At 68.7% G+C, this 8,992-nt stretch carries 10 protein-coding genes; 7 read left to right on the top strand and 3 right to left on the bottom strand.

Annotated features, from left to right (window positions below; genetic code table 11):
* Positions 1-605: 605 nt before the first annotated feature.
* Entirely contained in the window at positions 606-1,592 is a 987-nt protein-coding gene (locus BMY74_RS14495) for a M64 family metallopeptidase (RefSeq protein WP_089915635.1), read from the bottom strand.
* 132 nt (positions 1,593-1,724) lie between these two features.
* Here BMY74_RS14495 and BMY74_RS14490 point away from each other — a divergent pair, with 132 nt between their 5' ends.
* The 4 genes from BMY74_RS14490 to BMY74_RS14475 all read left to right on the top strand — a co-directional run bounded on the left by BMY74_RS14490 (position 1,725) and on the right by BMY74_RS14475 (position 6,447).
* The gene (locus BMY74_RS14490; protein ID WP_089915631.1) at positions 1,725-2,501 is read left to right on the top strand and encodes a cytochrome c biogenesis CcdA family protein; all 777 of its coding nucleotides are present in this window, start codon (positions 1,725-1,727) and stop codon (positions 2,499-2,501) included.
* A 41-nt stretch (positions 2,502-2,542) separates the two neighbouring features.
* Complete coding sequence (gene resB, locus BMY74_RS14485) at positions 2,543-4,018, top strand: cytochrome c biogenesis protein ResB (RefSeq protein ID WP_089915806.1); 1,476 nt, start codon at positions 2,543-2,545, stop codon at positions 4,016-4,018.
* Complete coding sequence (ccsB, locus tag BMY74_RS14480; protein ID WP_089915628.1) at positions 4,018-4,929, top strand: c-type cytochrome biogenesis protein CcsB; 912 nt, start codon at positions 4,018-4,020, stop codon at positions 4,927-4,929. Before resB ends, ccsB begins: the two co-directional genes overlap by 1 nt.
* Positions 4,930-5,031: 102 nt before the next feature.
* Positions 5,032-6,447 carry a MinD/ParA family ATP-binding protein gene (locus BMY74_RS14475; protein WP_245786114.1) on the top strand — a complete coding sequence of 472 codons (1,416 nt, stop codon included), beginning with the start codon at positions 5,032-5,034 and terminating at the stop codon, positions 6,445-6,447.
* 51 nt (positions 6,448-6,498) lie between these two features.
* Here BMY74_RS14475 and BMY74_RS45040 read toward each other — a convergent pair whose 3' ends face one another.
* Together BMY74_RS45040 and BMY74_RS14465 are read right to left on the bottom strand one after the other, a co-directional pair.
* On the bottom strand, positions 6,499-6,666 hold the full coding sequence (locus tag BMY74_RS45040) for a hypothetical protein (protein ID WP_086667950.1): 168 nt from the start codon (positions 6,664-6,666) through the stop codon (positions 6,499-6,501).
* Between the two features lie 57 nt (positions 6,667-6,723).
* Positions 6,724-6,930, bottom strand: a complete 207-nt coding sequence (locus BMY74_RS14465) for a BldC family transcriptional regulator (protein ID WP_089915625.1) — start codon at positions 6,928-6,930, stop codon at positions 6,724-6,726.
* 182 nt (positions 6,931-7,112) lie between these two features.
* Here BMY74_RS14465 and BMY74_RS14460 point away from each other — a divergent pair, with 182 nt between their 5' ends.
* The 3 genes from BMY74_RS14460 to cds1 are packed head-to-tail and all read left to right on the top strand — an operon-like array spanning position 7,113 to position 8,967.
* Positions 7,113-7,577 (top strand): Lrp/AsnC family transcriptional regulator, encoded by a 465-nt coding sequence (locus tag BMY74_RS14460; RefSeq protein ID WP_089915620.1) that lies wholly within the window; start codon positions 7,113-7,115, stop codon positions 7,575-7,577.
* 4 nt (positions 7,578-7,581) lie between these two features.
* Positions 7,582-7,851 (top strand): DUF4229 domain-containing protein, encoded by a 270-nt coding sequence (locus BMY74_RS14455; RefSeq protein WP_245786113.1) that lies wholly within the window; start codon positions 7,582-7,584, stop codon positions 7,849-7,851.
* Between the two features lie 27 nt (positions 7,852-7,878).
* Positions 7,879-8,967 (top strand): L-cysteine desulfhydrase Cds1, encoded by a 1,089-nt coding sequence (cds1, locus tag BMY74_RS14450; RefSeq protein WP_089915614.1) that lies wholly within the window; start codon positions 7,879-7,881, stop codon positions 8,965-8,967.
* The last annotated feature ends 25 nt before the right edge of the window (positions 8,968-8,992 follow it).

Here is an 8,992-nt window from a genome sequence, read left to right as displayed (position 1 = left end):
GGCTGCTTTTGCGTGCGGCCTGGTCGCCTTGCGTGCTTCCCCTGGGGCTCTGCCCCAGACCCCGGCAATCTGAGATGGGGGCCAGCGCTGGGGGCAGGTTGATGGCACGCCTGTTGCTTAGAGCGGCTGCCGGTTGCTTTGTTTGGTTGCGTTGGCGGTGGGGTCCCATCACAAGCCGCACCAAGAGCGGGCCACAGTCAGGCAGGGGTGTCAACCCGGCGAAGAGCGTGCCGGGTTGACACCCCTGCCTGACTGCAGCAAGAGCTATGGCGCGACTCGTGATGGGACCCCACCGCCGGTACCTCTTTGCTCAGGACGGCTCGCCTGCGGCGTCGCACCGATCGCACGCCTCGCCTTCGGCATCGCGGCCATCAGGCGCCACCAGCCCACCTGTCCGCTTCCTGCCTGCCTCAGCCGCGCCACCTGCTGCCGCGCCGCTACCCGAGACCCCGCCCTGCCAGCCTCGCCGCGCTACCAGCCCGGCCCCGGCCCCGGCCCCGGCCTCAGCCCAGTCCCGGCCTCAGCCCGGCCCCAGCCCATCCCGGCCTAGGCCCAGCCCAGACCCGGTACCGCCCCAGCCTCCACCAGCGCTGCGCAGCCCACCCCTACCGCGCGGCCGGGACCGCCGGTTCGTTCAGCGACGGGATCTTCGCCTTGAAGGCCTTCACCATCGCGTCCCTGCCGATCGAGTTGAACTCCTTGCCCAGGGTTCGCATGATCGAGTTCGCGGTCGGGCGGTACAGGCCGGTCTTGTAGTAGCGCGCGCCCTCCACCGGGGCGATCACGCCGCCGTCCGGGGACGGCTGGCCCAGGTACTCGCCCCACTTGGCGCCCGTGGGGTCCTTGGTCACGTTGATCTCGCGTGGTTCGGTGCCCGTGTAGTTGAGGTACGGGTAGTCGTACTCGTCCGCTAGACCGCCGATGGAGTGGCCGAGTTCGTGGATGGCGATCTGGCCCGCTTGGGCGTTGGAGCCTGCGGCGGTGGCCACCGAGCCGCCTGCGCCGCCGTACTTCGTGGTGTTGCCGAGGGCGATGACCTGGTCGGAGGCCGGGGCCAGGGCGGCGAACTCCTTGGCCTTCGTCTCGTTCACGCAGAGGAGGCGCTCTGTGTTCGCGTCGCGGCCCTGGCACCAGAAGCCCATGTCCAGGGCCGTGTCCTTGACGATGCCCTTGGTCGGGTCGTTGTCCACTCCGGACTCCGGCGAGACGACGTTGACCTGCCAGACGTTGAAGTACTGCTTGTAGCTGGCGAAGGGCTCGACCGCGGAGAGCTCCTCCCACTTGCTCTTCACGTTCTCGGTGTAGGTCGGGAGGTCGTCGGTGGTGTAGCCGTCGCCTACGAAGACGAGGTCGAAGCGGTCTGCCGAGTCGCCGGTCACCTGGACGGGGACCACCTCCGCGGCGGCCATCAGGCGGAGGTCCGCCGGCTTCTCCGCCGGGGCCCTCGGGGTGAGGGCCTGGGTGATGGTGCCGTCCTCGTTGAAGACCTCGCGCCATTCCATCGCCGGGGCGGCGCCGCCGGCCGGTACCTGCGCGAATAGGGTCAGCGCGGTGACGGTCAGAGCTGGGAGGAGCAGCCGCGAACGATGCATGTGTTGACGCTAAGCAACCGTGACGTCACCCACAAGCGGCAATAGTTGGCACTTTTGGCCCAAGGATTGTTCCGGCCTGGAAAACGGACACCGGTCGTGGCGTGATCTGGGCAACTACCTACTCTGAGATGTGTGAACCCCACCGATCTGGCGATCTCCGGGCCGTTGCTGCTGGCCACCGGGGTTGCGCTGCTCGCTGGTTTCATCTCGTTCGCGTCGCCGTGCGTGGTGCCGCTCGTGCCCGGCTACCTGGCCTACCTCGCCGGGCTCGTCGGGGCCGAGGCGCCTCGGGTCGAGGCGAACGAACCGGCGAAGCAGGGGCGGTGGCGGGTCGCCGGGGCCTCGTTGTTGTTCGTGCTCGGGTTCACCGTCGTCTTCGCGTTGGCCTCGATGGCCATCCTCGGTGCGTCAGACGCGTTGTTGCTCAACGCCGATCTGTTCCAACGCATCGGTGGTGTCGTCACGATCCTGATGGGACTGGTGTTCCTCGGGCTCGTTCCGGCGCTGCAGAAGGACGTGCGGTTCCACGCGAAGCCCAAGGCCGGGCTGGTCGGGGCGCCGGTGCTCGGGGCCGTGTTCGCGCTCGGGTGGACGCCGTGCCTCGGACCGACGCTCGCGGGCGTGCTCGCCGTGGCGCGCAGCACGGAGATCGGGTCGTCCACGGCACGTGGGGCCGTGTTGGTGCTCGCGTACTGCTTGGGGCTCGGGTTGCCGTTCGTGGTGCTCGCGCTCGGCGCGCGGTGGGCGCTGGGTGTGACGAAGTGGCTGCGCACGCACGCCCGGCAGGTGCAGATCTTCGGTGGCGTGCTGCTGATCCTGGTCGGGATCGCGCTGGTCACGGGGCTCTGGGGTGAGTTCGTCGGGTGGCTGCGCTACTCGTTCGTCGACGTCGTGGAGTTGCCGCTCTAGTGATCGCCTTCCTGCGCAACACGTGGCGCGGCCTCACCTCGATGAGGACCGCGCTCACCTTGCTGTTCCTGCTCGCGCTCGCGGCGCTGCCCGGCGCTTTGCTGCCGCAGCTCTCGCTCAACGCGAGGAAGGTCGACGAGTACGTCGCCGAGAAGGGCTGGTGGGGCGAGCTGCTCCAGAAGCTCGGCTTCTTCGAGGTGTACGCGACGCCGTGGTTCGCCGCGATCTACCTGCTGCTGTTCACGTCCCTCGTCGGGTGCCTGCTGCCCCGCACGTGGGAGTACTTCAAGCAGATGCGCTCGAAGCCGGTGCTGACGCCGCGCAACCTCTCGCGCATGCCGCACCACGCGCAGGCCGAGCTCGACATCACGCCGGAAGAGGCCGTCGACAAGGCCCGGAAGGTCATGCGCGGCTGGCGGATGGAGACCGGCGAGGGCACGGTCAGCGCCGAGCGCGGGTTCCTGCGCGAGACCGGCAACCTGGTCTTCCACTTCGCGCTGCTGGGCCTGCTCGTGTCGTTCGCGCTGGGCAAGATGTTCAGCTACGAGGGCCAGGTCATCGTCCAGGCCGACGGCGGCCAGTTCTGCAACGGCGGCATCTTCAACTACGACTCGTTCCGGCCCGGCCTGCGGGTCGACGGCACGGACCTCACGCCGTTCTGCGTCGAGATCGGCAAGTTCTCCGCGGAGTACCTCGAGAACGGCCAGCCCGTCGGCTACCAGGCCGACATCCGCTACCAGTCGGGCGACGACCTCGCGTCGAACACGTGGAAGCCGTACACGCTGCAGGTCAACCACCCGCTGCGCACCGAGGGCGACCGCGTCTACCTGCTCGGCCACGGCTACACGCCGACGTTCACGGTGACGTTCCCCAACGGCGAGAAGCGCACGCAGGGCATCCAGTGGCTGCCGGCCGACCAGGTCACGCTGGCCTCCGAGGGCGCGACGAAGTTCGACCCGCCGGGCATCACCGACTCCGAGACGCGCCGCAAGAACCAGATCGCCGTGACCGGCCTGCTGGCGCCGACGCCGCTGCTGCACGGCGGCATCCTGAACTCGAAGTTCCCCGCTCTGGACAACCCGATGGTCGCGGTCGACGTGTACCGGGGCGACCTGGGCGTGGACGACGGACGCGGCCAGTCGATCTTCTCGATCGACCAGAAGATGGTCGAGCAGGGCCGTCTGGCCAAGGTCGCGCGCAAGAACCTCGCGCTGGGCGAGGAGATCGTGCTCGACGACGGCACGAAGGTGCGCTTCGACTCCGTGAACGACTGGGTGTCGTTGCAGGTCTCGCACGACCCGACGCAGATCTACGTGCTCGCGTTCGCCGTCCTGATCATCCTCGGCCTGGGGGTCTCGCTGACCGTCAAGCGCCGCAGGGTGTGGGTGCGTGCGACCCGTCTGGACGACGGGCGTACGTTGGTCGAGGTCGGTGGCCTCGCCCGCACTGACCAGGCGGGATACGGCGAGGAGTTCACGCGGCTCGCCCGCGCGGTGCTGAACGAGGAGAAGTCCTGATGCCGGTCAACGAGACACTGGCGACCTACAGCGACTGGCTGTACCGCAGCGCGCTGGGCGTCTACCTCTTCGCGATCCTGCTGTACGCGGTGGAGCAGGCCTTCGCCCGCGCCCCGCGCAAGGCGCTGGTCGGCGCCAGCGGCCCGGACGTCCTCGTCGACGAGCCGAAGGCCGAGCTGAGCCGGGCCGAGCGCATCGGCCGCATGGGCGCCGCCCTGACCGTCCTCGGTGCCGTGCTGCACCTCGGGTCGTTGGTCATGCGCGGTCTGTCCGCCGGGCGCGCGCCCTGGGGCAACATGTACGAGTACATGTCGCTGCTGTGCCTCGCGGCCGTGGTGACGTGGATCGTGCTGATGGCCAAGTTCCCGATCCGCCGCCTCGGCGCGTTCGTGCTCACGCCGATCCTGGTGCTGCTGTTCCTCGGCGGCACCGTCCTGTACGCCGAGTCCGCGCCCGTCCAGCCGGCGCTGCGGTCGTACTGGCTCGTGATCCACGTCTCGGTGATCTCGATCTCGTCCGGCGTGCTGCTGATCCCCGGCGTGACGTCGATCCTCTACCTGCTCAAGGACTCGAAGGCCGACCGCTTCCCGCGGCTGCCGTCCGCCGACGTGCTCGACCGCATGTCGTACCGGACCACCGTGCTCGCGTTCCCGCTGTTCACGGCCGGGATCATCTGCGGCGCGATCTGGGCCGAGGCGGCGTGGGGCCGGTTCTGGGGCTGGGACCCGAAGGAGACGGTGGCGTTCGTCTCGTGGGTGGTCTACGCGGCATACCTGCACGCGCGCGCAACGGCCGGTTGGCGTGGCCGTGGGGCGGCTTGGATCAACGTCGCGGGCTTCGCCCTGAACGTCTTCAACCTGTTCTTCATCAACTTGGTCACTACTGGGTTGCATTCGTACGCAGGTCTCTAACGAGTTAGCCCCCACCTCGATGGAACCGTCGGCGGTTGCGTACCGTCGCAACCCGGGGGTCGGGGAAGTCTCGGTCTCTCTTGCTCAGGGAGGGCCACAGCGGTGAACTGGCAATCACCGGGTGAGGAACAGGGCTCCGGCCCGCAGTACGTCGACCCGCAGGCGGCGGCCTACCTCGACCCGCAGCAATCCGGCCCGCAGAACGTCAGCGGCAGCCAATCGGGCCCGCACCAGGTGGGCAACCAGTCGGGGCCGTACCAGGTGCCGGGCAACGCCTCGGGCCCGTACCAGGTGCCCGAGAGCGCCTCCGGCCCGTACCAGGTGCCGGGCAACGCCTCAGGTCCGTACGCGGTTCCCGGCAACGCCTCCGGCCCGTACCAGGTGCCGGGCAACGCCTCGGGGCCGTACCAGGTCCCCGGCAACGCCTCGGGCCCCTACGCGGTGCCCGGCAACGCGTCCGGTCCCTACCCGGCGCCCGGCTCGCAGTCGGGCGGGTACCCGGTCGGCGGCGGCCAGTCCGGCCCGCACCCCACGGGCCAGTACGGCCAGTTCTCGGGCCAGCCGTTCCCGAACAACTTCCCGCAGCAGGAGTACCGCTCGCAGGCCGAGCAGGTGTCGTCGCAGCAGCTGATCAAGAAGGACAAGCGCCCGCCGACGTCCGGCTGGCGCAAGTCGCTGCACTCCATCACCGGCGGCGCCATCAACCTCGGCGAGAGCCCTGCCGACGTGCGGCGCCGTGAGCTGATCGGCCGGATCAACCAGCCGCTGCGCGGGTGCTACAAGATCGCGATGCTGTCCCTGAAGGGCGGCGTCGGCAAGACCACGACGACCACGACGCTGGGCTCGACGTTCTCGTCGCTGCGCGGCGACCGGGTGATCGCCGTCGACGCGAACCCGGACCGCGGCACGCTGGCGTTGAAGATCCCGCGCGAGACCACGGCGACCGTGCGGCACCTGCTGCGCGACGCCCCGCGGATCACGAAGTACAGCGACGTGCGCGCGTACACCTCGCAGTCGCCGGCGCGCCTCGAGGTGCTGGCGTCCGAGCAGGACCCGGCCGTGTCGGAGGCGTTCAGCGAGGACGACTACCGGCGCACGGTGGCGTTGCTGGAGCACTTCTACAACATCGTGCTCACCGACTGCGGCACCGGCCTGATGCACTCCGCGATGAAGGGCGTGCTGGACGAGGCGGACCTTCTGGTCCTCGTGTCGTCCGGTTCGGTCGACGGCGCGCAGACGTCCGCCGCGACGCTCGACTGGCTGGAGGCGCACGGCTACCGCGAACTGGTCGCGAAGTCCGTGTGCGTCATCAACTCGGTGCGCCCGAAGTCGGGCAAGGTCGACCTCGACAAGCTCGCCGCCCACTTCCAGCAGCGCTGCCGTGCCGTGGTCCGCCTGCCGTTCGACGAGCACCTCGAAGAGGGCGCCGAGATCGCGCTGGACCAGCTCGCGCCGGAGACCCGCCTCGCGTTGCTGGAACTCGCCGCGGTCGTCGCGGACGACTTCCCGCACAACTGAGCGGGTCTGCAGTGGCGGAAAGGGGTCCTGGGATCAGGGCCCCTTTTCCGTTCACTCGTCGCGCTTGCGCTGCTCGTCGAGCTTGCGCAGGAACTCCGGGTCGTCGTCGGGTGCGATCACCTTGCGGCCTGGGGTGTACTCCGAGTGCTGCGGGGCGAACGCTCGCCACACGAGCACAGCCACGGTGAGCGCACCGATCACCGCCAGCAGGTAGATCATCGTGTCGCCACCTCCCTTTGCCACGAGATTACCCGCGGCCCAGGGATAACTACGGTTTCAGTGGCGAACGGGTTCAGTCGCCTCGGTCGTCAGCTCCGAAAGGAGCTGCTTCACCTCGGTCTCACGGAACCTGCGATGTCCTCCAGGGGTGCGGATCGAGCCGATGCGACCTGCGGTGGCCCATCGGGTCACGGTCTTCGGGTCGACCCGGAACAGATTGGCGACTTCCCCAGGCGTCAAGAGCCGCTCGGTGGCTGCAGTCACTCGTCCTCCTCAGATCAGACGTTCTGGTCTGATCGTGGCATCTGACCCATCAGGTACTCGAACGCTTGTTTTTTGGTAAAGAGGTAGTAAGGGACGAGCGTCGCGAACCGGACACGGGTGACACTCCCCGCACATGTGACCGCTGCTACGTGAGTGCACGCGTGGGGCATAGGGTTACCCAGGTGGATGCTCTTGATCGACAGATCATCGCCGCTCTGCGCACCAACGGACGGGCCACGTACGCCGACCTCGGCAGGCAGGTCGGCCTGTCCGCGTCCGCCGTGCACGAGCGGGTCGGCAAACTCGAGTCCAGCGGCGTCATCGTCGGCTACCACGCGGTCGTCGACCCCAGCGCCGTCGGTCTGGGCGTGACCGCGCTGATCGGCATCCACCCCACCGACATCGCCGACGACAACGAGGTCGCGGTCGCGTTGGCCGAGCTCAACGAGGTCGAGTCCTGCTACCGGGTCGCGGGTGACGAGTCGTTCGTCGTGAAGGTCCGGGTGGCGACGGTCGACGACCTGGAGCGCGCGCTCGGGCGGTTGCGGCGCATCCACGGCGTGGCCCGCACACGGACGACTGTGGTGCTCTCCACGCGGTTCGAGGGACGCCCGAACACCGGGGACGAGGAAGGCGACGTAACCTGAACGGGTGCTCGCTCGAGATGTGACGCTCTACGTCCTCGCCCGCCTCGGCCTCGTCGCGGTGGTGACGGGCGCGCTCATCTTGTTCAAGGTTCCTTTGCTGCCCGCCCTGGCCGTGAGTGTGGTCGTGGCGCTGCCGGCGTCGTTGTTCATCTTCAAGGGCCTGCGGCAGCGCGTGGCGGTCGGTCTCGACGCGCACCAGGCCGCGCGCAGGTCCGAGCGCGACAAGCTGCGCAGCGAACTGCGTGGTGACGAAGGTCCTGTCACCCAGGCGTAGGACGTCTGCCCGGTTATCGTGCGGGCTGTGAGTACCTCCGTTGACCGCGTTTGCAGCAGGACCAGGCACTGGGTGTGCGAGGCCGTCGGGATCATCGAGGCGGACGCGAACCGCAGCGCGGACACGCACCTCCTGCGGTACCCGTTGCCACTCGAATGGGGCATCGACCTCTACCTCAAGGACGAGTCGACGCACCCCACGGGCTCGCTGAAGCACCGGCTGGCCCGCTCGTTGTTCCTCTACGCGATCTGCAACGGCTGGATCACCGGTGGCACGCCCGTGATCGAGGCCTCCTCCGGTTCCACGGCAGTGTCCGAGGCGTACTTCGCGCGGCTGCTGGGTCTGCCGTTCATCGCGGTGATGCCCCGCTCGACCTCGGCGGAGAAGGTCGCGCTGATCGAGCGCCAGGGCGGGAAGTGCCACTTCATCGACGAGCCGTCGGCCCTCTACGACGAGTCGCGCCGGCTGGCCTCCGAGCTCGGCGGCCACTTCATGGACCAGTTCACCCACGCCGAGCGCGCGACGGACTGGCGGGGCAACAACAACATCGCCGAGTCGATCTTCCAGCAGATGAAGCTGGAGCCGTCGCCCGAGCCCGACTGGATCGTCGTCGGCGCGGGCACGGGCGGCACGTCCGCCACGATCGGCCGGTACATCCACTACCAGAAGCTGAACACGCGCCTCGCCGTCGTCGACCCCGAGCACTCGGTCTTCTTCGACGCGTGGCGCGACGGAAACCGCGACCTGGTGGCGACGCGCGGGTCCGGCATCGAGGGCATCGGGCGGCCGCGGGTGGAGCCGTCGTTCATCGGCGAGGTCATCGACCGCATGATCAAGGTGCCGGACGCGGCGTCCATCGCGACCATCCGGTACGTCGAGGACCTGCTCGGACGGCGGGTCGGCGGGTCGACCGGCACGAACCTGTGGGGCGCGTTCCAGATCATCGCCGAAATGCGGCAGTCCCGTGCGCGCGGGAGCGTGGTGACGTTGCTCTGCGACGGCGGCGAGCGTTACGCGAACACCTATTACGACGACACATGGGTAGCGGCACAGGGCCTGCACCTCGACCCCTGCCACGAACGCCTGAACAACTTCCACCGCACGGGGAACTGGTGACGAGGGTTGTGCGTCACAGCGTGAC

This window comes from Lentzea albida, assembly GCF_900111005.1.
GTDB classification, from domain to species: Bacteria; Actinomycetota; Actinomycetes; order Mycobacteriales; family Pseudonocardiaceae; genus Lentzea; species Lentzea albida.
The sequence above is the reverse complement of the archived record's forward strand: the minus strand, read 5'-3'. Positions and strand labels throughout refer to the sequence as shown.

Excerpts from the sequence above, each read along its gene's own strand:
- BMY74_RS14495 (WP_089915635.1), bottom strand. The coding sequence starts at position 1,592 with ATGCATCGTTCGCGGCTGCTCCTCCCAGCTCTGACCGTCACCGCGCTG.
- resB (WP_089915806.1), top strand. The coding sequence starts at position 2,543 with ATGAGGACCGCGCTCACCTTGCTGTTCCTGCTCGCGCTCGCGGCGCTG.
- ccsB (WP_089915628.1), top strand. The coding sequence starts at position 4,018 with ATGCCGGTCAACGAGACACTGGCGACCTACAGCGACTGGCTGTACCGC.
- BMY74_RS45040 (WP_086667950.1), bottom strand. The coding sequence starts at position 6,666 with ATGATCTACCTGCTGGCGGTGATCGGTGCGCTCACCGTGGCTGTGCTC.